Consider the following 22,035-nt stretch of genomic DNA (forward strand, 5'->3'; position numbering starts at 1 on the left):
GCGAGCGGCATTCTGGCGGTGCCTGCCGCGCACCGGTCGCAGCATTGTCAAACGACAAGACCAACCACACCTGAAAGGCCCCGATGAACCTGACCACCGACATCCGCGACACCACCGCCATCGTGTCCATTGCCGGCCGGTTGACCGCCGCCGGAGCGCCCCGCCTGCGGGCAGCGGTCAACGACTTGATCGCCGCCGGAACCCACCGCATCGTCGTCGACCTCGGGCAGACTGAATTCGTGGATTCCTCCGGACTCGGTGCGCTCATCGGCGGGCTGAAGAACGCCCGGATCAAAGGCGGAGACTTACGGATCGCGGCCGTGCCCGAAAGCGTGCAGACGGTGCTCAAGCTGACTAACCTTGATCGTGTGCTGCGCAGCCACGCGACGGCGGAGGAGGCCTTCGATGAGTGACAGTCCCGACCAGGTGGTCGACGGCCCCGCAGAACTGGCCTTCGTCGACCGGGTGCTGGACGCCGTCCAGAGCCTGGGCACAGAGTTGCAGAGCGGCTTTGAGCAGGATCGCACCCTGTTTATGCTGGCGGTCAGTGAGATCACGACGAACATCGTGATGCACAACGAGGGCGAGGCGTCTGTGCGCGTCGAGTTGGACGCGAGCCCGCAGGAATTACGCGCCGTCATCCGCGACACGGCCCCACCCGCCGCCGTCGACGTCGACGACGTGCGCCTGCCCGGCCCAGACGCCGAATCGGGTCGCGGGTTGGCGCTGGCGCACGCGGTCCTGGACGGGTTGCGCCACGAATCCGGCCCGGAGGGCAACACCTGGACGCTGTGGCGGACGCTGCACCCCCACTGATCCCCCGGGTCAGTCGGCCCGCCGGCCCCAGAATCCACCGCCCACCGCCCCAGACGACGCCCCCGCCGATCAACGACGAGGGGCGATTGCGGTGGCGGTGGCTTAGATGACGCCCTGGGCGAGCATGGCGTCGGCGACCTTGCGGAAGCCGGCGATGTTCGCGCCGATCACGTAGTTGCCTTCGTGGTCGTATTCGGCGGCGGTGTCGGCCGTGACACGGAAGATGTTGGACATGATCTGGTGCAGGCGCTCGTCGGTGTAGTCGAAGCTCCAGGAATCGCGGGTGGCGTTCTGCTGCATCTCGAGCGCGGAGGTGGCCACGCCGCCGGCGTTGGCGGCCTTGCCCGGAGCGAAGCACACGCCCTTCTCACGGAAGACCTCGATGGCCTCCGGGGTGGACGGCATGTTGGCGCCCTCGGCGACGTACTTCACGCCGTTGTCCACCAGCGTCCGGGCGTGCTCGCCGGTCAGCTCATTCTGGGTGGCGCACGGCAGCGCGACGTCGGCGGCCAGCGACCAGATGGAGCTGTCGGAGTGGAAGGTGTCGCCGGTGGTTTCTTCGACGTAGGCGGAAACGCGCTCGCGACGGTTTTCCTTGATGTCGCGCAGCAGCTCGACGTCGACGCCGTTGGGGGTGTGCACCCAGCCGGAGGAGTCGGAGAAACCGACCACGGTGGCGCCGAGTTCCTGGGCCTTCTCGATGGCGTAGACGGCGACGTTGCCGGAGCCGGAGACGATGACCTCGGCGCCGTCGAGGGACTCGCCGTGCTCCTTCATCATCTCCTTGGTCAGGTAGACGCAGCCGTAGCCGGTGGCCTCGGTGCGCACCAGCGAGCCACCCCAGCTCAGGCCCTTGCCGGTGAGCACTCCGGACTCGTGGCGGTTGGTCAGGCGGCGGTACTGGCCGAAGAGGAAACCGATTTCGCGCTTGCCCACGCCGATGTCGCCGGCCGGGACGTCGGTCTGCTCGCCGATGTGGCGGTGCAGCTCCGTCATGAACGACTGGCAAAAGCGCATGATCTCGCCTTCGGAGCGACCCTTGGGGTTGAAGTCGGAACCGCCCTTGCCGCCGCCGATGGGCAGGCCGGTCAGGGAGTTCTTGAAGATCTGCTCGAAACCGAGGAACTTGATGATGCCGAGGTTGACGGACGGGTGGAAACGCAGGCCGCCCTTGTAGGGGCCGAGGGCGGAGTTGAACTGGACGCGAAAGCCCCGGGAGACGTGGACGTTGTTGTTGTCGGAGACCCACGGGACGCGGAAGATCACCTGGCGCTCCGGCTCGCACAGACGCTGGATCAGGCCGTAGTCGGCGTAGTGGGGATCCTTCTCGAGCACGATCTTCAGCGAGTCGAGAACCTCTCGGACGGCTTGGTGAAATTCGGGCTCACCGGCGTTGCGCTGAAGCAGCTTGTTGTAATACTCGGTTACTTGCTCGTCGACCTGCGTCATCATGGGTCCTTTCTCATTGCCCGCCGCGACTGCGAGGGGCGTCCAACTCGTCTCATGAAATTCTGCCTCGGCGCCGGTGCGCTGGGGGTTCGTCTCAGAATCTCCGACGGGAGCCAGTTTTCACCGTCGATTTCCGCTGTGCAACCCGCACTCACAGATAGTTTCACGCGCCCGCCGGTTTGGCTGCTCCGACACGGCTATGTGTTCCCCACGGTACTTGCCACTAACCTGCAATTTCCTTGGGGTGAGCGTAAAGCCGGAGGAACCCATTGCGATAATTGTCACGATCGCGCGGATTTACCCCGCACCACCCCTCCCGCGCACCGCTCCAAACGTGAAGGATGAACGCCATGTCCCAATTTTCCTCCGCCCCCGCACCCGCCTCCGGATCCACCCGCGTGCTCGTCGCGCCGAGCGACTGCCCCGGCGTCTCCGCGGAGGACGCCGCCCAGTTCCTCGGCGAAGGGGTGCGCTCCGTCATCCGTGACGCCGACGTCACCCTGGCTCCCCTGCCCAATGGCGGGGCCGGGACGAGCGAGCTCTTCGCCGGGCAACGCGTGACTCTGCCCACCACCGACGCCGCCGGACAGCTGACGGAAGCCGCCTACACCTTCGACCAAGCCACCGCGACCGCCTACATCGACGCCGCCTCCGTGGTCGGCGCCCCGGCCGGCGTCGGAGACAAGGGCGACACCTACGGGGTGGGTGTGCTCGTCGCCGACGCCGCCACCCGCGGCGCCCGCCGCGTCGTGCTGAGCCTCGGCGACGTCGTCACCGTCGACGGCGGCACCGGCATCCTCGTGGCCCTGGCCGTCAACCCCCTCAACGCCGCCGGCTTCACCCTGGGTAAAGGGGCCGCCGCGTTGGAGTCGCTGGCGGATTTCGACACCGCAAAGCTCAACGTCGCCGCCGGCGCCCTGGAATGGGTGCTGTTGGCCGACGACATGGCCGGCGTGGACGTCTCGCACCCGGGCCTGGCCCAGCTGTGCGAGATCACCGGGGTGGACCCGGAGACCCCGGGCTACGGCGCCGGCGGCGCGATCCCCGTCGCGCTGCACTGGCTGTCCGCCCTGCTGCACGGCAGCGCCGACCACGTCCACGTCGTGCCGGGGGTGGAGGTCGTCGCCCAGGCGCTGGATCTACCGGCCCACGTCGCGGCCCATGATTTCGTCATCACCGGCGGGCCGGCCGCGCAGTCCGTCGCCGGGCAGATCCTCACCGCCGCGGGCGAGGCGGTCGTGGGGCTGGTGGGCGTCGACAAGCCTGACGTCCCCGGCACGCGGGCCGTGGCCGCGGACCTCGCCGACCTGGCGGAGCTCACGCCGGGGCAGCGGGAAGAGGCGCTGCGCACGGCCGGGGCGCAGCTGGCGGCCGACTACCTGACGATCTCGACGGTCCAGGGGTAGGTCGCGGGCATCTCGAAGTCGGCCTCGCGCGAGATTTCCGCGAGCGGGTCGTTCGGCAGGGTCGCCGCCGGGGTCAGCACGCGCGACAGCCCCATCGCCAGCTGGTTGTAGGAGCTCACGACCCCGTCCACGACGATCTGGTAGCGGTGCACCGTGGCGTCCGCCAGCTCCGCGCCGTCGTGGTCGTTGCGGTGGTTGGCGTGCAGCTGCTGCACGACGGCGTCGTCGACGTCCGGGGCTTCCTGCATGGTGACGGCGCCGGAGGTGATCTTGTCTTTGTCGGCGAGAATGTCGAGGGCGTTCTGGAAGGTGTCACGCACCGTCGTCGCGTCGGCGGGCGGAACGAGAACGTCGAATTGAATTGTCGGCATGACACCACATTAGGCAATCTTCAATATTGTTGAGGCATGACCGTCCCCTCACCCGACCATTTCCACCCGATGACGACCATGACGGACGGGACCATCAAACAGGTGAACCCGTTTTCCGGCACGCAAGTCTGGACGGTGCCCGGGCGGGGCCAACGACCGCTGTCCGTCCCGATTCCGAACCCCGCCCCGCTGGGGCCCGGCGCGACGACGCACACGTGCGCGTTCTGCTCCGGCCGGCCGCTGGACACCCCGCCGGAAAAGTCCCGCATCATCCGGCACGAGGGGCGGTGGCGTACGCTGACCGACCTGCTGCCCGGCCAGTACGGCGATTCCGTGGCGGAGTTTCGGCGGGTGCCCAACCTGTTTGAGATCGTGCCCTACAGCTATTGGGTGGACAACTACGGGTTTTTGATGAACGAGGACGTCCACCGCCGGATGGAGCGCTACCTGGCGGACCCGGCGGGTAAACAGCACGTGGACGCCATCATCCGGACCCGGCTGAAAGCCAACGGCCGTGCCCCGGAGACCGTCGATCCCGCCGGGTGGCACGAGCTGGAAAAATCCTACTTCGCGGGCGGGCACGACGTCATCGTGGCTCGTCGGCACTTCGCCGACGGCGCCACGGACACCTCTCAACTGGCCTCCTCCGGTTCCTTGACCACCGAGGAACACTTCGGCCTGATCCTGCTGACCGTGGAATCCATCGCCGACCTTTATGCCCGCAACCGCTACGTCCCCTATGTCGCGGCATTTCAGAACTGGCTGGCCCCGGCGGGCGCCTCCTTCGATCACCTGCACAAACAACTGGTGGCCATCGACGAACGCGGCGTCCAGTCCGCCCTGGAGATCGAGCGGCTGCGGCGGAACCCGAACATGTACAACGAGTGGGCCGTGGATTACGCCGGTTATCACAACCTCACCATCGCCGAAAACGACCACGCCGTCATGGTCGCCGGCGTCGGGCACCGCTTCCCCACCTTGGAGATCTACTCCAAATCCCCCACCCCGGAGCCCTGGCTGCAGACCCAGGAAGAGATCCGCGCGATGAGCGACATGGTGCATGCCGCCCACGCCGCCGCCGGCGCGGACGTGCCCTGCAACGAGGAATGGCACCATAAACCCATCGACCTGGACATGCCCATGCCGTGGCGGATCAACATCAAATGGCGCGTGTCCACCCTCGCCGGTTTCGAGGGCGGCACGAAAATCTACGTCAACACCCTCTCCCCCACCGACATCCGCGACCGCGTGGTCCCGCAACTCTATGCGCTCCGCGACGCCCGCCGCATCGACGAGGGCATCCGCATCGCCATGGAATGCGCCACCGGCCGCAACATGCTGCGCTATAACCCCTATCTGCGCTAGCTATAGTCGAAACACCACGTCCCCGACCCAGAAAAGAGTCTCGCCCCAGCGCATGAGTACCATCGCCCATCTGCTGCACACCTCCGGTGTGGACCTGTCCTTCCAGCGTCCGCTGTATGAACACCTCCACGAACACCCGGAGCTGTCCGGCCACGAAGCCGAAACCTCCGCGACCATCGCCGAGGAATTGGAGAAGTTCGACTGCGAAGTCATCTCCCCCATCGGCGGCTTCGGGCTCGTCGCCGTCTTCCGCAACGGCGAAGGCCCCTCCGTGCTCTTCCGCGCCGACTTCGACGGGCTGCCCGTCAAGGAAACCACCGGCGTGCCCTTCGCCTCCACCCGGTTGCGCCCCGGCCCGGACGGCACGATGACCGGCGTCATGCACGCCTGCGGCCACGACATGCACGTCACCGCGCTCATGGGCGTCTGCGCGCTTCTCGACGCCCGCCGCGACGCCTGGCACGGCACGTTCATCGCCTTGTTCCAGCCCTCGGAGGAAAACGGCGCCGGCGCCAATGCCATGGTCTCCGACGGCCTGGTCCACCGCGTTCCGCGGCCCGACGTCTGCTTCGGCCAGCACGTCATGCCCGGTCGCGCCGGGGAGGTGCAGACGATGTCCGGTCCGCAGTTCGCCGCCACGGACTCCATCCGGATCACCATCCCCGGGGTCAGCGCGCACGGTTCGATGCCGCATAAGGCGGTGGATCCGACGTTCATCGCGGCGATGGTCGTGGTGCGGCTGCAGGGGTTGGTGGGCCGTGAGGTCGACCCCGATGATTTCGCGGTGGTGTCCGTGGGCACGTTGCGTTCCGGGGCCACCAACAACATCATTCCGCCGTCGGCGGAGCTGGTGCTCAACTGCCGGTATTTCTCCACCGCCACCCGTAGGCGGGTCCTGACTTCCATCCAGCGCATCGTCACCGCCGAGTGTGTGGCCTCCGACGCCCCGGGGGAGCCGACGTTCGAGTTCTTCGCCCGCGGCGAGCGGATCAACAATGACCTGGAGGTCTTCGGGCAGGTGCGCCCCACCTTCGACGCGGTCTTCGGCGCCGACTCCGTCGACGCCCAGCGCACCTCGGTCTCCGAGGACTTCGCGTTCATCCCGCGGGCCTTCGGCGTGCCGTACCTGTTTTGGACGGTGGGCTGCACCCCGCGGGAGCAGTGGGATGCGGCCGTGAAAAACAACCGGTTGGACACGGATGTGCCCGTCAACCACATGTCGACGTTTCTGCCGGACTATGAGCCGACGGTGACGGCGACGACGCAGGCCGGGGCGGCGGCGGTGTTGAGTTACCTCGCGAAGTGACGGGGCCCGTGGCAGGGGTGACTCGCCCGGAAAACCGCGGGGCTGGCGTATAAGCTGGACGGGTGTGTTGAAGGCGCGTCCGCTTTCTCTGCGGCGCCCCTTTTCCCGCTCCGAATCAGTCATGCAATCCCGTTGAGTGAAGGTAGGTAGTCCAGTGTCGTCATCGTCGACGCCGTCATCGAATGTCACCGCCCTGGTCGGCAGTCACGTCGCCGCAGCGGCAGGAACGCCCCCGGACGTGTCCACCCGCCGGAAGTTCTGGTTCGGCCTGTCCCGCGCGGTCGTCGCGCGCATCGCCGAGAACTGGGAGGACACCCGGCAGGCCTACGGCGCCACGCGTCAGCAGCACTACTTCTCCGCTGAGTTCCTGATGGGCCGGGCGCTGCTGAACAACCTCACCAACCTGGAGTTGGAGGAGACCGCCAAAGAGACCGCCGCAGAGCTGGGCCACGACCTGGTGGACGTGCTCGAGTCGGAGAACGACGCCGCGTTGGGCAACGGCGGCCTGGGCCGGCTGGCGGCCTGTTTCTTGGATTCCGCGGTCACCCATGACCTGCCCGTCACCGGCTACGGGCTGCTGTACCGCTACGGCCTGTTCCGCCAGGAGTTCGTCGACGGTTTCCAGAAGGAGAACCCGGACCCGTGGCGCGAGGACGGCTCCCCCTTCACCATCCGCCGCGGCCACCAGCGCCGCACCGTGCGTTTCGACGACATGGACGTCTTCGCGATCCCCTACGACATGCCGATCACCGGTTACGGCACCGACAACGTCGGCACGCTGCGGCTGTGGAAGTCGGAGCCGATCGAGGACTTCGACTACGACGCCTTCAACTCGCAGCACTTCACCGAGGCGATCGTCGAGCGCGAACGCGTCAACGACATCTGCCGCGTCCTGTACCCCAACGACACCTCCTACGAAGGCAAGAAGCTGCGCGTACGCCAGCAGTACTTCTTCACCTCCGCGTCCCTGCAGGAAATCGTCGCCAATTACATCAAGCACCACGGGGAGGACCTCTCGGACTTCGCGGAGTACAACTCCGTGCAGCTCAACGACACCCACCCGGTGCTGGCCATCCCGGAGCTGATGCGACTGCTCATGGACAAGCACGGCCTGGGCTGGGACGAGGCCTGGAAAATCACCTCCGAGACTTTCGCCTACACCAACCACACCGTCCTCACCGAGGCGCTGGAAACCTGGGAGATCTCGATCTTCCAGCAGATGTTCTGGCGCATCTGGCAGATCATCGAGGAGATCGACCGCCGCTTCCGCCTGGACATGACCGAGCGCGGGCTTGACGAGGATGCCATCCACCGCATGGCGCCGGTCTCCGACGGGCTGGTCCACATGGCCTGGATCGCCTGCTACGCCGCGTACTCGATCAACGGCGTCGCCGCGATCCACACCGAGATCATCAAGGCCGAGACCCTCGGCGACTGGCACGCGATCTGGCCGGAGAAGTTCAACAACAAGACCAACGGCGTGACCCCGCGCCGTTGGCTGAAGATGTGCAACCCACGGCTGTCGGCGCTGCTGACCCGCCTGGTCGGCTCCGACGAGTGGGTCACCGACCTGGACGTGCTCAAGTCGCTGCGCCCCTACGAGACGGACGAGAAGGTCTTGGGCGAGCTGATGGAAATCAAGGCCGCCAACAAGGTCGATTTCGCGGAGTGGATCAAGGACCGCCAGGGCATCGACATTGACCCGGAGTCGATCTACGACGTGCAGATCAAGCGCCTGCACGAGTACAAGCGTCAGCTGATGAACGCCCTGTACATCCTCGACCTGTACTTCCGCATCAAGGAGGACGGCGAGCAGGACGTCCCGCCGCGCACCTTCGTCTTCGGCGCGAAGGCCGCCCCGGGCTATGTGCGGGCCAAGGCCATCATCAAGCTGATCAACGAGATCGGTGAGCTGGTCAACAACGACCCGGAGGTCTCGAAGACCCTCAAGGTCGTGTTCATCGAGAACTACAACGTCTCCCCCGCCGAGCACATCATCCCGGCCACCGACGTCTCCGAGCAGATCTCCACCGCGGGCAAGGAGGCCTCCGGCACCGGCAACATGAAGTTCATGATGAACGGCGCGCTGACGCTGGGCACCATGGACGGCGCCAACGTCGAGATCGCCGACGCCGTCGGCGAGGACAACGCCTACATCTTCGGCGCCCGCGTCGAGCAGTTCGACGAGCTGCTCGAGCACTACTCCCCGCACGAGCTCTACGAGACGACGCCCGGCCTCAAGCGCACCCTGGACGCCTTCGACGACGGCACCCTCGACGACGGCGGCACGGGCATGTTCCACGACCTGAAGAACTCGCTGATCCACGGCTACGGCCCGCATTCCAACGACACGTACTATGTGCTCGGCGATTTCGAGGACTACCGCGCCACCCGCGACCGCATGGCCGCCGACTACGTCGGCGACCCGATGGACTGGGCGCGCATGTGCTGGGTCAACGTCTGCGAGTCCGGCCGCTTCTCCTCCGACCGCACCATCCACGACTACGCCGACGAGGTGTGGAAGCTGGAAGCGACCCCGGTGCGTAAGTAACCGGTCACCGCAACGGGTCGAAGTCCCTGATCACCGGGTGGGTTTGCCCCGTGTCGATCAACTCGGCCAGGTACTTGCCGGAGGCGGGGCCCAGCACCACGCCCCACATGCCGTGGCCGCCGGCGACGTACACGTTTTCCACCGCCGTCCGGCCGAGCAGCGGCTTCCCATCCGGGGTGACCGGACGGGAGCCGACCCACTCGTCCTGCCGATCATCCAGGTCCACCCCCGTCATGACGCGGCCGGCCTGCCGCACGATGGACTCGATGCGCCGCGGGTACAACGGCTCGTCCGGGCCGCGGAACTCCATCGTGCCCGCGATCCGGAACCTGCCCTGATACGGGGTACAAGCCATGCGGTGATGCGGCAGATACACCGGATGACGGGCGGGGACGTCTGTGGGCACGGAAAACGAGTATCCGCGGCCGGCCTGCACCAGGGTGCGCACCCCCAACGGGCGGGCGAGATCTGACAACCACGCCCCGGTGGCCACGACGATCGTGTCCGCCTCCAACCTTTCCCCGGTGCGCAGCAGCACGGCGGGGCGCCGGTCGACGCCCGGGTGGGCGACGTGGACGACCTCCGCCCCCGTGCGGATGGTTCCGCCGCGACGACGCACCGCCTCGGCGACCGCCTCGACGTAGGGGCCTGGTTCGATGAAGCGCTGGCCCTCTAACCGGTAGGCGACCCGGATCTCCTCGGAGAGCATCGGGGCGAGCTCCCGCGGGTCATCCAGCCGTTCCAGCGGGGCCTGCTGGCCGTGGCGGACGACGCCGTCGATCTCCCGCAGAAAGCCGTGCGACTGCGACTCCTCCTCAAACCCGATGACGAATGGCCCCGACGTGGACGTCGCCTCCACCCCGCCCAGCTCGAGTTCCTCGAAGGCCACCAGCGCGGCCCGGTCGATCGGGGTGAGCGCGGCCATCGTCTCGTCCCACGCCCGCTGGGTGGCCTGCGCCATGAAGCGGGCCAAAAACAGCCACAGGGACGGGTTGAACCGCACCGGCATGGACAGCGCGGCGTCCGGGTCGAACAACGCCTTCGGGCCGTAGCGCCACAGGCTGGGATCCGACAACGGGATGGTCTTGGCCGGGGCCAGCCAACCGGCGTTGCCCCAGGACGCCCCACCGGCGACGCCGTGTTTGTCCAGCACCTCGACGTCGTAACCGCGCTGCTGCAGGTGCCAGGCGGTGGCCAGGCCCACCATCCCGGCCCCGACGACGATGGTTTTCTTCATGGCTGCTCCTCCGGTCGGCATGCCCCGCGCGACGTCGCTTCCGTGCAGGGGTCTGTGTCCTTCCCTCCAAGTATGAAGAAAAACCGTCGACCGCGCAGCGAAAAAGTTCGGCGCGGAAAAGTCAGGGACACCTTCGGCGGGCCCTCTGCGACACAGCGTCGCAGAGGGCCCGCCGAAGGTGGGAGAAGGTGTGCGCTAGCGCGGGATGTTCACGTCTTCACCGAGGTGGTGGACATGAATCATGTTGGTGTTGCCGGACACCCCCGGCGGGGTGCCCGCCACGATGACCACGAGGTCGTCCTCGGCGTAGTCGTCCAGCGCCAGCAGCTGGCGGTCGACTTCGGCCATCATGTCATCGGTGGAGTCGACCTTGCGGCACAGGAAGGTCTCCGCGCCCCAGGTCAGAGCGAGCTGGGAACGCACCGACTGGTCCGGGGTGAACACCAGCAGCGGCAGGTGGGAATGGAGGCGGGCCACGCGCTTGGCGGTGTCACCCGAGGTGGTGAAGGCCACCAACGCCCGGGCGTTGAGCCGCTCCGCGATGTCGCGGGCCGAGTAGGAGATCACGCCGCGCTTGGTGCGCGGCAGGTGCGTCAGCGGCGGGACGAGGCCGCCGGTTTCCGCGGCCTGGACGATGCGCGCCATGGTGCGCACGGTGGTGTGCGGGAACTTGCCCACCGACACCTCGCCGGAGAGCATGACCGCGTCCGAGCCGTCGAGCACGGCGTTGGCCACGTCCGAGGTCTCTGCGCGGGTGGGGGTGGAGTTCTCGATCATGGAGTCGAGCATCTGGGTGGCGACGATCGCCGGCTTGGCGTTTTCGCGGGCGATCTGGATGGCGCGCTTCTGCACCATCGGCACCTGCTCCAGCGGGATTTCCACGCCCAGGTCACCGCGGGCGACCATGATGCCGTCGAAAGCCAGCACGATCGGCTCGAGCGCGTCGATGGCCTCCGGCTTCTCCAGCTTGGCGATGACGGGGACGCGGTAGCCGACCTCGTCCATGATTTCGTGGACCAGGTCCACGTCCGAGGGCGAACGCACGAAGGACAGGGCGACGAGGTCGACGCCGAGTTCCAGGGCGTAGCGCAGATCCTTCTTGTCCTTCTCGGACAGCGGCGGCGCCGAGATGTTCATCCCCGGCAGGGAGACGCCCTTGTTGTTGGACACCGGGCCACCCTCGGTGACGCGGCAGACGACGTCGTTGCCGTCGACCTCGATGCACTCGAGGCCGACCTTGCCGTCGTCGACGAGCAGCTTGTCGCCCGCCTTGGCGTCCTGCGCCAGGCCCTTGTAGGTGGTGGAGACACGGTCGTGGGTGCCCTCGACGTCGTCGACGGTGATGCGCACGATTTCGCCGGTGGCCCAGTAGGTCGAGCCTTCCACGAAACGGCCGAGACGAATCTTCGGGCCCTGCAGGTCGGCGAGGATGCCGACCGCGCGGCCGGTCTCGTCGGTGGCCTCGCGGACCCAGTCGTAATTCTGCTTGTGGTCGGCGTGGTCGCCGTGGGAGAAGTTCATGCGGGCGACGTCCATGCCCGCCTCAACGAGCTCCAGCACGCCTTCCTTGCTGGCGACGGCCGGGCCGAGTGTACAGACGATCTTGGTTCTTCTAGTCACGCTCTCCACCTTATCCTGACAAAGATATGATTTACACGATTCCGGGTGCCCACGTCGGGAAACCCAGGACCGGACTCATCTCACCAACCTACGCCCCTTCCAGGGCACCCGCTACGCGGGAGGCGGGAGTCATTGGCGTTTACCAGGTGTTTTCTTCTCCGACACCGCGGTCGAACCGGATCCTGTGGCAACCTGCGACTTACCCTCGGCCGTGTTTTCTGCGGACGACTCCGCTTCCTCCCGCTCCGCGTGGAACTTCGGGTCGACCTCCTCCGGGGTCTCCCGACCCTTGGACAGCAACAGGAACACGACGACGGCGGCGATGAACACGATCGCCGAGACCCAAGTGTTGACCCGCTGCCCCAGGATCATGGTGGCGGCGTCGTCGCGCAGCAGCTCGATCCAGAAACGGCCCGCCGTGTAGCCGGCCACGTACAGGGCGAAGACCCGGCCGTGGCCAAGGCGGAAGCGGCGGTCCGCCCACAGCAAGAGCGCGAAGATGAGCACGTTCCACAGCAGCTCATAGAGAAACGTCGGGTGCACCGTGGCGATGACTTCCCCGGTCGAGCGCCCCGTCAGCGGGGCGAACTGCCCGTCGTCGTCGACGCGGTAGTAGATCTCCAGCGCCCACGGCACATCGGTGGGGCGGCCGTAGATCTCCTGGTTGAACCAGTTGCCCAACCGACCGATGGCCTGGGCGAGGATGATGCCGGGGGCCACGGCGTCGGCGAAGGGGCCCAACGGGACCTTCTTGACCCGGAACAGCACCCACACGGCCACGCCGCCCAGGAGCACCGCCCCCCAGATCCCCAGGCCGCCGCCGGTGATATTCAGCGCGGCCCACGGATCGCACCCTTCGCAGAAGTACTTGTCCGCGTCCGTGATGACATGGTAAATCCGGCCGCCGATGATGCCGGCGGGAATGGCGACGATCGCCGCGTCCCACACCGTGTCGGGGTTGCCGCCCCGGGCGGTGTAGCGCCGCAGGGTCAGCCAGAGGGCCACCAGCATGCCGGCGATGATGCACAGCGCGTAGGCGCGGAGCGGGAGCGGGCCGATGTGCCACACGCCCTGCGGCGGGGAGGGAATGTTCGCGAGAGTCATCGTTTGCACCCCCTCAGTGTGCCTCATCGCCCTGGCTCACGCGATCTACGGGTGGCGACGTTTCACCAGCGCGAGGGACACGCCGGATGTTGCCCGGCCGCGACGAAGCCGCGCGCCGCCTGGCGCGGGTCCTCCGCCGACATGATGGTCTCCCCCACCAGCACCGCATCCGCCCCCGCCGACGCGTACTTGATCACGTCGCCGGCGGAGCGCACTCCGCCGAGCGCGATACGCATGATCTCCTGCGGCAGGCCGGGCACGATCTCCGCGAAGATCTCCCGGTTGAGGATGTCGGAGGCGATCGACCACGCATTCACCCCGATGACGCGCACCCCCGCAGACATGGCCCGGTCGGCCTCCTCCGGTGTGCGCACCTCCGCCAGCGCCGTCATCCCCAACGACTCGATGCGGTCCGTCAACGATTCGAAGCGGGCCTGCTCCAGCAGCTCCACCTGCAGTGGGACCACGTCGGCGCCGTAACAGCGGGCCTCGTGGATCTGGTAGGGGTCGACGATGATGTCACGGCACATCATCGGCAGGTCCACGGCCTCCCTCGCCTCCTGCATGTCGGCCAGGGAACCGTGGAAGCGCAGCTTCTCCGTCTGGCAGGCCACCAGGTGTGCCCCCGCGCCCTCGAAGTCACGGGCGAGGGCGGCGATCGATTCAATGTCGACGGTGGCGCCGCGGTGCGGCAGGGCGCGTTTGATCTCGACGGCGACGCCACAGCCGGAGCGGGACAACGCGGCGACGGCGTCGCGGGTGGGGGCGGTGTCGCGCGAGCGCGCCTTGATCTCCGCAAACGGGATGACGGCTTCGCGCTTCGCGACGTCCTCGAGTACCCCGGCCACAATATTGTGTATCGCCAACGACACCGTCATTGTCCCCCTTTCCCGCTTGTCGCTTAAGAGATGAAGCTCACACCGGAGAGTGATGGACCAAGGTTAGCCTGCTTCCCGCCCGCCGAAAAAATCGCGGAGCACCCCCGACTATCTCTCGCGGTCGATGTCGGTGGGATCGATGTCGGCGTCGAGCGCGTCCCAGATGACGCGTCCGGAGTCCGGGCTGGTTTTCAAGTCCTCCGCCAACTTCGCCTCTCGTTGGGACTTCTTCTCGTATTTGTTCAGTCGCGGCCCGTCCGATCCTGGCTTGAACGCCAGCAGCACACCACCGAACAAGGCGACGGCGGCGCCCATCAACGCCAGTGAGGGACCGGCCGACGCCACCTCCATGCCGGTGACTTCCGCCCACGAGGAAATTGTGACGGGATTATCCGCCCGCTGGCTGGCGGATCCCACCGCCAGGATTTGGCGGGCCCGCTCCGGGTCCGGCTCCCCCGCGAGCAGGGCCATCGGGCTCCAGCTGGCGCCTATGGCCGCCAGCGCCGAGATCGCGCCGACGATACGTCTGCCCCACTTGCGCAACACGAAACCCGCCACCCCGCCGGCGAGCAACAACAGGGCCACGGCGGTGGCTTCCGTGGACCAGGACGAACCCGGAACCGAAAGGGACGCGGCGCCGGACTTGTCGTCGAAGACGTCGACCACCAGCCACTCCATGCGCGAGCCCAGGAGCAGCACCAGTCCGGCGAGCAACAGCGCCAACGCGCCGATGCGCGAGGCCTTCCGGTCGGTCGGGGCGGGGGTCACCGAAGTACTCACAGCAGCACATCCGCATCGAAACAGGTGCGGGTTCCGGTGTGGCAGGCCGCCCCGACCTGCTTCACCGTCACCAGCACGGCGTCGGCGTCGCAGTCCAGCCGCACGCCCGTGACTTCCTGGGTGTGCCCCGAGGTCAGCCCCTTGATCCAGTACTCGCCGCGCGAGCGGGACCAGTAGGTGCCGCGGCGGGTGTCCAGCGTGTACGCCAGGGCGTGGGCGTCCATCCAGGCGAGCATGAGCACTTCCCCGCTCCCCTCGGCTTGGACGATGGCAGGCACCAGGCCGGCGTCGTTGAGCGTCAGCCGCTGCGCGATCCGCGGGTCCAGCTCGTAGTCGGCCGGGTCATCGGAATGGGTCATCAGCGGCGCACCTCCTGGCCGGCGTCCGCCAGCGCGTCCTTGACTTCTGTGAGAGAGACCTCGCCGAAGTGGAAGATCGTGGCCGCCAGCACCGCGTCTGCGCCGGCGTCGACGGCCGGCGGGAAGTGCTCCGCCTTGCCGGCGCCGCCGGAGGCGATGATTGGGATGGACACGGCCGCGCGGACCTTCTGGAGCAGCTCGAGGTCGAAGCCGTCCTTCGTGCCGTCGCCGTCCATGGAGTTCAACAAAATCTCGCCGACGCCCATCTCCTGGCCGCGACGCGCCCATTCAACGGCGTCGAGGCCGGCGGAGCGGGTGCCGCCATGGGTGGTGACCTCGAAGCCGGAGGGCTGCGGGCCGGAGCCCTCCGGCACGCGGCGGGCGTCGACGGACAGCACGATGCACTGGGAGCCGAAACGTTCGGACAGCTCGCGCAGCAGCTCCGGGCGGGCGATCGCGGAGGTGTTGACCGAGACCTTGTCCGCCCCGGCGCGCAGCAGCTCATCGACGTCTTCGACGGAGCGCACGCCACCGCCGACGGTCAGCGGGATGAAGACTTCTTCGGCGGTGCGGCGCACGACGTCGAGCATGGTGCCGCGGCCGTCCTTGGAGGCGGAGACGTCGAGGAAGGTCAGTTCATCGGCGCCTTCCTGGTTGTAACGGGCGGCGAGTTCGACGGGGTCGCCGGCGTCGCGCAGGTTGGCGAAGTTGACGCCTTTGACCACGCGGCCGTTGTCGACGTCGAGGCAGGGGATGATGCGGATGGCAACCGACATGGGTTCTGGGGTCCTTTGTGTCGTCATGATGGGGGCTGGGGTGTTTAGGTCTCGAGGATGTCGTTCATCGTGTTCAGGATGAGGCGGTGGGCCGGGGAGGTGCCGGCGATGACGCCCGTGGAGCGTGGGGTCCACGGCTGGCCGAAGGCGTCGGTGACCACGCCCCCGGCGGAACGCACCAGCAGGACGCCGGCCGCGTTGTCCCACATGTACGGCGAAAAGCTGATCGCGGCGTCGAAGATGCCTTGGGCGGTGAAGCCTAAGTCGATGCCGACGGAGCCGGTGATGCGCGGGCGCAGCGGCGAGGCGGTCAGCCGGGCCAGCAGTTCAAAGCGGGAGGTTTCGGAGAACACGTGGCCGGCTTTGGAGCCCAGCGAGGAGAACCCGACTTGGGCGACCAGGGCGTCGCGTTCGGTGATGGCCGGCAGCGGGCGGCCGCCGAGATGGACCGGGCCGCCTTTCACCGCGGTCAGGCGGGTGCGCAGCGTGGGAATCGAGGTGACGGCCACGACGGGTTCGTCGTCGAGGACGAGGGTGGCGAGGATGGCGCAGGAGGGGTTGCCCGCGGCGTAGTTGGAGGTGCCGTCGATCGGATCGACGATCCAGGTGGCTTCGGGGTTGTAGACGCCGCCGGCTTCTTCCCCGTAGACGTCGATGCCGGTCTCTTCGCGCAGGCGAGAGCGCAGCAGCGCTTCAATCGCCAGGTCCACCTCGGTGGCGAAGTCGCCCTGCTTCTTGTGGTGGGCGGGCATGGCGCCCAATCCGTCCGTGAACAGGCGCTCCGCGTCTTCGACGGCGGCGACCGCCACCTCGAGCATGTTCTCCAGGGTGCGCATCGTCGGTTACTTGCCTGCCACGGCGGCCAGGGCGTCGGTCAGGGTGAAGCGGTTTTCGTAGAGGGCTTTGCCGATGATGACGGAGTCAATGTCTTCGTCCGCGTGGGCGGCGACGGCGGTGACGTCCGCGATGGAGGAGATTCCGCCGGAAGCGGTGATGGCGGCGTCGGTGGCGGCGGAGACTTCGCGCAGCAGGTCGATGTTCGGCCCGGCCAGGGTGCCGTCCTTCGACACGTCGGTGACCACGAAGCGCTGGCAGCCGGCGGAGTCGAGCCGCTCGAGCACCTCCCACAGGTCGCCGCCGTCGGAGACCCACCCGTTGCCCTTCGTGCGCCATTCGCCGTTTTCGTTGCGCACCGCGATGTCCACGGCCACTTTGTCGCCGTAGTCGCCGAGCACGCGGGCGATCCACTCCGGTTTCTGCAGGGCGGCGGTGCCGATGTTGACGCGCTGCGCCCCGGTCGCCAGCGCGCGTTGCAGGGACTCGTCGTCGCGGATGCCGCCGGTCAGCTCGACCTTGACGTCGAGTTTCCCGGTGATCTCCGCCATGAGCTCATGGTTGGAGCCGCGGCCGAAGGCGGCGTCGAGGTCCACGAAATGCAGCCATTCGGCGCCCTGTTCCTGCCACTTCAGCGCGGATTCCAGCGGGGTTCCGTAGGATTTTTCGGTGCCGGCTTCGCCCTGGTCGAGGCGGACGGCCTGGCCATCGACGACGTCCACGGCGGGAAGAAGGGTAAAAGTCATGTGCCCTATCCTAGCGGCAGCCCGCCGGCCGCCCCCGGTATCCCCTCTCCCCCGCCCCAGGCGTTGCTACACTTTTTACACTCCCCGGGTAGCCGCCCGCCTCCCGCAGACAGACAGGACATGGACGCGATGATCACCTTCGACGGCGTCACCAAGGATTACCCCGGGTCGGCCGGCCCCGCGGTCGAGGACTTCGACCACACTTTCAGCGAGGGCACCATCACGGCCCTGGTGGGCTCGTCCGGCTGCGGAAAAACCACCTTGTTGCGCATGATCAATCGAATGGTCGACCCTACGGCGGGCCGGGTGCTCATCGACGGCGAGGACGTCGCCGAGCTCGATCCGGTGCAGGTGCGCCGCCGCATCGGGTACGTCATCCAAGGCTCGGGCCTGCTGCCGCACCGCACCGTGGAGCAGAACGTCTTGACGGTGCCGTCGCTGCGCCGCGAGCCGCCCGCCCGTGACGTCGGCGAGCTGTTGGAGTTGGTGGGGTTGCCGGAGTCGTTGCGGCGGCGCTATCCGGCGGAGTTGTCCGGCGGGCAGGCGCAGCGCGTCGGCGTGGCCCGCGCCCTGGCGCATGACCCGAAGATCCTGTTGATGGATGAGCCTTTCGGCGCGGTGGATCCGGTCGTGCGCCGGGAGTTGCAGGCCGGGCTACGTTCCCTGCAGGACACGATGAACAAGACCATCCTGCTGGTCACCCACGACATGGACGAGGCGGTCTCCTTGGCCGACGAGATCGTGTTGCTGGCGGACGGCGCGCGCATCGCCCAGGCCGGCCCGCCGGCTGAGCTGCTGCGCAACCCCGCCAGCGACTTCGTCCGCCGTTTCATCGGCAGTGACCGCCGCACCGTGCACATCGACGGGGACGCGGTGCGCGACGGGGAAGGCCGCATCGTCGGATTTCTGCCCGACGCGGCCGGGGCGGCGGGGAACGCCTCCTCATGAACCTCACCTGGATCGGAAACAACCTGGATCGCATCGGCGAGCTCGCGGTGACGCACGCGTCGTTGGCGTTGCCCGCGATCCTCGCTTCCGTCGTCGTCGCCCTGCCCATCGGGTGGGTGGCGCATCGGTGGCCGCGCGGCCGCGACGTGCTGGTGTCCTTGGCGGGCGTCCTGTACGCCATCCCCTCACTGGCGTTGTTCATCGTCATGCCGCTGGTGCTGGGCACCTCGATCGTCTCCCCGCTGAACGTGGTGGTGGCGTTGACGCTGTACGGAATCGCGCTGCAGGTGCGCACCACGGCGGACGCCTTCGACTCCGTGCCTGCCGTGCAGCGGCAGACGGCGGTGGCGTTGGGTTACGGGCCTCTGCGCCGGGTGATGCAGGTGGAGCTGCCGTTGGCGGGCCCGATCATTCTGGGCGGCGCCCGGGTGGTTTCGGCGTCGACGATCAGCCTGATCTCGGTGGGCGCCCTGATCGGCGTCTCCTCCCTGGGGTCCTTCTTCACCGAGGGTTTCCAGCGTTCCTTCCCCACTGAAATCGCGGTGGGCATCGTGGCCACCGTGCTGCTGGCGCTGCTGTTCGACGCCGTCCTCGTCCTCATCGGGCGGCTGACCATGCCGTGGAAGCGAGCCGCATGACTTTTCTCCTTGAGGCCCTGGGCCTGATCGTCGACCCGGCTTACGTCGCGGAACATCTTCGGCGCATCGGCGAACATCTCGTGCTCGCCGGGCTCGGGGTCTTATTCGCCGCGCTGATCGGCCTGCCGGTCGGGTTGTGGCTGGGGCATCGGCGCCGCGGGGCGTCCGCGGTGTTGGCGCTCTCCGGCGCATTTCGGGCGCTGCCGTCGCTGGGGCTGTTGACGTGGCTGACCCTGGAGCTGAGCTTCGGGATCAGGATGCCGATCGTGCCCACCACCATCGTGTTGTTGCTGCTCGGTCTGGCGCCGATCCTGGCCAATTCGTTTTCCGGGTTGGCGTCGGTGCCCGCCGACGTGGTGGATTCCGCCCGCGCGGTCGGGCATACGGAAGCCCAGATTCTGCGCCAGGTGGAACTTCCCCTGGCGGCCCCGACCATCGTCGGCGGGCTCCGCTCCGCGGTGGTGCAGACCATGGCCACAGCCACCGTCGCCGCCTACATCGGCCTCGGCGGGCTGGGCCGCTACCTGCTGGACGGGCTCGCCGTCCAGGACTATGCCCGCATGTTGGCCGGCGCGCTGCTGATCATGGCCGTCACCCTCGTCCTCGACGGGGTGTTGGGCTGGGCGCAGCGGATGGTCCGGCCGCGGGGAGTCACGGCGTGAGCGTCCCCGCCTACCTATGATGGCGGGAAACCCGTCCGCCGGATATCCTAGAAAGCAGTGCCCCGCCATGAAGAAACGTTTTTCTCTCCTCGCAGCCCTCACGGCCTCCGCAGTCGTGCTCGTCGGCTGCACCGACTCTGATCCGACGGGCGGCGAGGACGCCGCCGGCACGGGTGGCGCCGCCGCGGCGGAGACCATCGTCATCGGCACCGCCAACTTCCCCGAGTCCGAGATCATCGGCCAGGTCTGGGCGGTCGCCCTCGAAGAAGAGGGATTCGACGTGGAGGTCAACTCCGGCATCGGTTCCCGCGAGGTCTACACCGGCGCGATCGAGGAAGGCTCCGTCCACGTGTTCCCGGAGTACACGGGTTCGCTGGCGCAGTTCTACGACGCCGAGGTCCCCGCCGGCGCGGATTCCGAGGAGGTCGCCGCCGCGCTGAGAGAGGCGCTGCCGGGGGACCTGGCGATCAGCGAGCTAGCCCCGGGACAGAACTCGGATTCCTTCCAGGTGCTGCCCGAAACCGCCGAAGAATATGACCTGACCACCATCGGGGATCTGGCGAACCTGGACGAGATCGTGCTGGCCTCCCAACCGGAGACGATGGAACGCCCCTTCAACCCCGAGGGCCTGGAAGCCGTCTACGGGGTGCCGGCGGAGTCCATCGAACTCAACGCCATCTCCGACGGCGGCGGCCCGCTCACCGTTTCCGCGCTGGTGCAGGGGGCGGCGGACGTGGCCAACATCTACACCACCACACCGAACTACGACTCCGAGGGCAACCCCGTCGAGCTGGTCACCTTGGAGGACCCGGAGTCCATCATCCTGCCGGAGAACGTCACCGCGCTCTACCGCGCCGACGACGTCCCGGCGGAAGTGCTCGACGTGATCAACGGCGTAAACGCGGACCTGACCACCGAGCGGCTCATCGAGTTCAACGAGCGCAACATCGGCGAGGAGAAGGCCGACCCCTCCGTCATCGCCGAGGACTTCATCGCGGAGCGTGATTAACGTCATGGACGCCGCTGCGGTCATCGCGGAATTCGCCGCCCGCCCCGTCGACGCAGTCCGCGCCTTCCCGGAACTGACCGGCGAGCAGCTCAACGCGCATCCGGGCGGGCATCCCAACTCGATCGCCTGGTTGCTGTGGCACTCCGGTCGCCAGGTCGACTCCCAGCTCGCGGAGCTGACCGGTGACAAACAGCTGTGGTTCCGGGGCGGTTTCAAGGAGCGTTTCGGGCTGGGGCCGGCGGGCGACCACGACGGCATCGGGCATTCGGAGCAGCAGGCGCGGGCGATCGTCGTCGAGGATTGGGCGCTGCTCTGCGACTATCTGGAGGCCACGCTCCAGGCCGTCGTCGAGTACTGGCGTTCGCTGAGCGAGGCCGAACTCGCCGAGATCATCGACGTCTCCTACACCCCACACGTCAGCCGCGGGGTGCGGTTGGTCTCGCTCATCGACGACTGCCAGCAGCACGTCGGCACGGCGAACCACATCGCCGGCGCGCTGTTGGGCGCCCCCGCCGGCATCTTCTAGCGGCGCCGGCGGATCAGAAGGAGTGCAGCCAGTTGCGCAGCAGCTGCGCGCCGGCGTCGCCGGACTTCTCCGGGTGGAACTGGGTGGCCCACAGCGGGCCGTTTTCCACGGCGGCGACGAAACGGTCGTCCTCGTGCTGCGCCCAGGACACCGTCGGCGGGGTGGTCAGCCCGTCGGTCTCCAGGTCCCACGTGCGCGCGGCGTAGGAGTGCACGAAGTAAAATCGCGTGTCTTCGTCGAGTCCGGCGAACATCTCCGAGCCCGCCGAGGTCTCGACGGTGTTCCAGCCCATGTGCGGCAGGATCTCGGCCTGCAGCTTATCGACGCTGCCGGGCCACTCCCCGCACCCTTGGGTAGTCACGCCGTGTTCCGTGCCGGAGTCGAACAGCACCTGCATGCCGACGCAGATGCCCAACACCGGGCGGCCGCCGGCGAGTCGTTCGCCGATGGCGCGCGGCCCGTAGACGTCCCGCAGCCCGGCCATGCAGGCGGCGTACGCGCCGACGCCGGGCACCACGAGCCCGTCCTTGGCCACCGCGATCTTCGGGTCGGAGGTGACCGTCACGTCGGCGCCGACGCGCTCGAGGGCGCGCTGGGCGGAGCGGATGTTGCCGGATCCGTAGTCGAGCAGAGCGACAGTTTTAGCCATGTTCC

General features: G+C 67.7%; 23 protein-coding genes. 11 read left to right on the forward strand and 12 right to left on the reverse strand.

Annotated elements, in window-relative coordinates:
* Positions 1-83: 83 nt before the first annotated feature.
* Complete coding sequence (locus B841_RS08510) at positions 84-413, forward strand: STAS domain-containing protein (RefSeq protein ID WP_020935085.1); 330 nt, start codon at positions 84-86, stop codon at positions 411-413.
* Positions 406-816, forward strand: a complete 411-nt coding sequence (locus B841_RS08515) for an ATP-binding protein (RefSeq protein WP_020935086.1) — start codon at positions 406-408, stop codon at positions 814-816. The genes B841_RS08510 and B841_RS08515 overlap by 8 nt, the downstream gene beginning before the upstream one ends.
* Before the next feature lie 102 nt (positions 817-918).
* On the opposite strand, the gene gdhA is transcribed toward B841_RS08515, so the two are convergent.
* A complete protein-coding gene (gene gdhA / locus B841_RS08520) occupies positions 919-2,265 on the reverse strand; it encodes an NADP-specific glutamate dehydrogenase (protein WP_020935087.1) in 1,347 nt (448 codons plus the stop codon).
* 350 nt (positions 2,266-2,615) lie between these two features.
* Here gdhA and B841_RS08525 point away from each other — a divergent pair, with 350 nt between their 5' ends.
* Positions 2,616-3,671 (forward strand): glycerate kinase, encoded by a 1,056-nt coding sequence (locus B841_RS08525; RefSeq protein WP_020935088.1) that lies wholly within the window; start codon positions 2,616-2,618, stop codon positions 3,669-3,671.
* Here the strand turns inward: B841_RS08525 and B841_RS08530 are convergent.
* Positions 3,641-4,042, reverse strand: coding sequence for a hypothetical protein (locus B841_RS08530; RefSeq protein WP_020935089.1), 402 nt, complete (start codon positions 4,040-4,042; stop codon positions 3,641-3,643). The genes B841_RS08525 and B841_RS08530 overlap by 31 nt on opposite strands.
* A gap of 36 nt (positions 4,043-4,078) precedes the next feature.
* Here B841_RS08530 and B841_RS08535 point away from each other — a divergent pair, with 36 nt between their 5' ends.
* The 3 genes from B841_RS08535 to B841_RS08545 all read left to right on the forward strand — a co-directional run bounded on the left by B841_RS08535 (position 4,079) and on the right by B841_RS08545 (position 9,264).
* On the forward strand, positions 4,079-5,407 hold the full coding sequence (locus tag B841_RS08535; protein ID WP_020935090.1) for a DUF4921 family protein: 1,329 nt from the start codon (positions 4,079-4,081) through the stop codon (positions 5,405-5,407).
* A gap of 52 nt (positions 5,408-5,459) precedes the next feature.
* Positions 5,460-6,713 (forward strand): amidohydrolase, encoded by a 1,254-nt coding sequence (locus B841_RS08540; protein WP_020935091.1) that lies wholly within the window; start codon positions 5,460-5,462, stop codon positions 6,711-6,713.
* A 154-nt stretch (positions 6,714-6,867) separates the two neighbouring features.
* Complete coding sequence (locus tag B841_RS08545) at positions 6,868-9,264, forward strand: glycogen/starch/alpha-glucan phosphorylase (RefSeq protein WP_041631842.1); 2,397 nt, start codon at positions 6,868-6,870, stop codon at positions 9,262-9,264.
* A gap of 4 nt (positions 9,265-9,268) precedes the next feature.
* On the opposite strand, the gene B841_RS08550 is transcribed toward B841_RS08545, so the two are convergent.
* The 9 genes from B841_RS08550 to priA all read right to left on the reverse strand — a co-directional run bounded on the left by B841_RS08550 (position 9,269) and on the right by priA (position 17,598).
* Positions 9,269-10,501, reverse strand: a complete 1,233-nt coding sequence (locus B841_RS08550; protein WP_020935093.1) for an NAD(P)/FAD-dependent oxidoreductase — start codon at positions 10,499-10,501, stop codon at positions 9,269-9,271.
* Between the two features lie 195 nt (positions 10,502-10,696).
* The gene (gene pyk / locus B841_RS08555; protein WP_020935094.1) at positions 10,697-12,121 is read right to left on the reverse strand and encodes a pyruvate kinase; all 1,425 of its coding nucleotides are present in this window, start codon (positions 12,119-12,121) and stop codon (positions 10,697-10,699) included.
* A 129-nt stretch (positions 12,122-12,250) separates the two neighbouring features.
* Positions 12,251-13,225, reverse strand: coding sequence for a prolipoprotein diacylglyceryl transferase (gene lgt, locus B841_RS08560; protein WP_020935095.1), 975 nt, complete (start codon positions 13,223-13,225; stop codon positions 12,251-12,253).
* Positions 13,226-13,287: 62 nt separating this feature from the next.
* Positions 13,288-14,103, reverse strand: a complete 816-nt coding sequence (locus B841_RS08565) for an indole-3-glycerol phosphate synthase TrpC (protein WP_020935096.1) — start codon at positions 14,101-14,103, stop codon at positions 13,288-13,290.
* A 108-nt stretch (positions 14,104-14,211) separates the two neighbouring features.
* A complete protein-coding gene (locus B841_RS08570) occupies positions 14,212-14,883 on the reverse strand; it encodes a TIGR02234 family membrane protein (protein WP_245561035.1) in 672 nt (223 codons plus the stop codon).
* Complete coding sequence (gene hisI / locus B841_RS08575; protein ID WP_020935098.1) at positions 14,880-15,242, reverse strand: phosphoribosyl-AMP cyclohydrolase; 363 nt, start codon at positions 15,240-15,242, stop codon at positions 14,880-14,882. The genes B841_RS08570 and hisI overlap by 4 nt, the downstream gene beginning before the upstream one ends.
* Complete coding sequence (gene hisF / locus B841_RS08580) at positions 15,242-16,018, reverse strand: imidazole glycerol phosphate synthase subunit HisF (RefSeq protein WP_020935099.1); 777 nt, start codon at positions 16,016-16,018, stop codon at positions 15,242-15,244. Before hisF ends, hisI begins: the two co-directional genes overlap by 1 nt.
* 44 nt (positions 16,019-16,062) lie before the next feature.
* Complete coding sequence (locus B841_RS08585; RefSeq protein WP_020935100.1) at positions 16,063-16,854, reverse strand: inositol monophosphatase family protein; 792 nt, start codon at positions 16,852-16,854, stop codon at positions 16,063-16,065.
* 6 nt (positions 16,855-16,860) lie between these two features.
* Entirely contained in the window at positions 16,861-17,598 is a 738-nt protein-coding gene (priA, locus tag B841_RS08590; RefSeq protein ID WP_020935101.1) for a bifunctional 1-(5-phosphoribosyl)-5-((5-phosphoribosylamino)methylideneamino)imidazole-4-carboxamide isomerase/phosphoribosylanthranilate isomerase PriA, read from the reverse strand.
* 129 nt (positions 17,599-17,727) lie between these two features.
* On the opposite strand from priA, the gene B841_RS08595 reads away from it, so the two are divergent.
* From B841_RS08595 to B841_RS08615, 5 genes are all read left to right on the forward strand, one after another.
* Positions 17,728-18,546, forward strand: a complete 819-nt coding sequence (locus B841_RS08595; protein ID WP_020935102.1) for an ABC transporter ATP-binding protein — start codon at positions 17,728-17,730, stop codon at positions 18,544-18,546.
* Complete coding sequence (locus B841_RS08600; protein ID WP_020935103.1) at positions 18,543-19,184, forward strand: ABC transporter permease; 642 nt, start codon at positions 18,543-18,545, stop codon at positions 19,182-19,184. The genes B841_RS08595 and B841_RS08600 overlap by 4 nt, the downstream gene beginning before the upstream one ends.
* A complete protein-coding gene (locus B841_RS08605; RefSeq protein ID WP_020935104.1) occupies positions 19,181-19,846 on the forward strand; it encodes an ABC transporter permease in 666 nt (221 codons plus the stop codon). The genes B841_RS08600 and B841_RS08605 overlap by 4 nt, the downstream gene beginning before the upstream one ends.
* A 67-nt stretch (positions 19,847-19,913) precedes the next feature.
* On the forward strand, positions 19,914-20,855 hold the full coding sequence (locus B841_RS08610) for a glycine betaine ABC transporter substrate-binding protein (protein ID WP_020935105.1): 942 nt from the start codon (positions 19,914-19,916) through the stop codon (positions 20,853-20,855).
* Entirely contained in the window at positions 20,848-21,381 is a 534-nt protein-coding gene (locus tag B841_RS08615; RefSeq protein ID WP_020935106.1) for a DinB family protein, read from the forward strand. Before B841_RS08610 ends, B841_RS08615 begins: the two co-directional genes overlap by 8 nt.
* A 13-nt stretch (positions 21,382-21,394) precedes the next feature.
* Here B841_RS08615 and hisH read toward each other — a convergent pair whose 3' ends face one another.
* The gene (hisH, locus tag B841_RS08620) at positions 21,395-22,030 is read right to left on the reverse strand and encodes an imidazole glycerol phosphate synthase subunit HisH (RefSeq protein ID WP_020935107.1); all 636 of its coding nucleotides are present in this window, start codon (positions 22,028-22,030) and stop codon (positions 21,395-21,397) included.
* Between the last annotated feature and the right edge of the window lie 5 nt (positions 22,031-22,035).

This window comes from Corynebacterium maris DSM 45190 (assembly GCF_000442645.1).
GTDB classification, from domain to species: domain Bacteria; phylum Actinomycetota; class Actinomycetes; order Mycobacteriales; family Mycobacteriaceae; genus Corynebacterium; species Corynebacterium maris.

Excerpts from the sequence above, each read along its gene's own strand:
- B841_RS08585 (WP_020935100.1), bottom strand. The coding sequence starts at position 16,854 with ATGCGCACCCTGGAGAACATGCTCGAGGTGGCGGTCGCCGCCGTCGAA.
- B841_RS08515 (WP_020935086.1), top strand. The coding sequence starts at position 406 with ATGAGTGACAGTCCCGACCAGGTGGTCGACGGCCCCGCAGAACTGGCC.
- B841_RS08535 (WP_020935090.1), top strand. The coding sequence starts at position 4,079 with ATGACCGTCCCCTCACCCGACCATTTCCACCCGATGACGACCATGACG.
- hisI (WP_020935098.1), bottom strand. The coding sequence starts at position 15,242 with ATGACCCATTCCGATGACCCGGCCGACTACGAGCTGGACCCGCGGATC.
- gdhA (WP_020935087.1), bottom strand. The coding sequence starts at position 2,265 with ATGACGCAGGTCGACGAGCAAGTAACCGAGTATTACAACAAGCTGCTT.
- hisH (WP_020935107.1), bottom strand. The coding sequence starts at position 22,030 with ATGGCTAAAACTGTCGCTCTGCTCGACTACGGATCCGGCAACATCCGC.
- B841_RS08610 (WP_020935105.1), top strand. The coding sequence starts at position 19,914 with ATGAAGAAACGTTTTTCTCTCCTCGCAGCCCTCACGGCCTCCGCAGTC.
- B841_RS08595 (WP_020935102.1), top strand. The coding sequence starts at position 17,728 with ATGATCACCTTCGACGGCGTCACCAAGGATTACCCCGGGTCGGCCGGC.
- B841_RS08600 (WP_020935103.1), top strand. The coding sequence starts at position 18,543 with ATGAACCTCACCTGGATCGGAAACAACCTGGATCGCATCGGCGAGCTC.
- B841_RS08605 (WP_020935104.1), top strand. The coding sequence starts at position 19,181 with ATGACTTTTCTCCTTGAGGCCCTGGGCCTGATCGTCGACCCGGCTTAC.
- B841_RS08565 (WP_020935096.1), bottom strand. The coding sequence starts at position 14,103 with ATGACGGTGTCGTTGGCGATACACAATATTGTGGCCGGGGTACTCGAG.
- B841_RS08550 (WP_020935093.1), bottom strand. The coding sequence starts at position 10,501 with ATGAAGAAAACCATCGTCGTCGGGGCCGGGATGGTGGGCCTGGCCACC.
- priA (WP_020935101.1), bottom strand. The coding sequence starts at position 17,598 with ATGACTTTTACCCTTCTTCCCGCCGTGGACGTCGTCGATGGCCAGGCC.
- hisF (WP_020935099.1), bottom strand. The coding sequence starts at position 16,018 with ATGTCGGTTGCCATCCGCATCATCCCCTGCCTCGACGTCGACAACGGC.
- B841_RS08525 (WP_020935088.1), top strand. The coding sequence starts at position 2,616 with ATGTCCCAATTTTCCTCCGCCCCCGCACCCGCCTCCGGATCCACCCGC.
- B841_RS08530 (WP_020935089.1), bottom strand. The coding sequence starts at position 4,042 with ATGCCGACAATTCAATTCGACGTTCTCGTTCCGCCCGCCGACGCGACG.
- B841_RS08540 (WP_020935091.1), top strand. The coding sequence starts at position 5,460 with ATGAGTACCATCGCCCATCTGCTGCACACCTCCGGTGTGGACCTGTCC.
- lgt (WP_020935095.1), bottom strand. The coding sequence starts at position 13,225 with ATGACTCTCGCGAACATTCCCTCCCCGCCGCAGGGCGTGTGGCACATC.
- B841_RS08510 (WP_020935085.1), top strand. The coding sequence starts at position 84 with ATGAACCTGACCACCGACATCCGCGACACCACCGCCATCGTGTCCATT.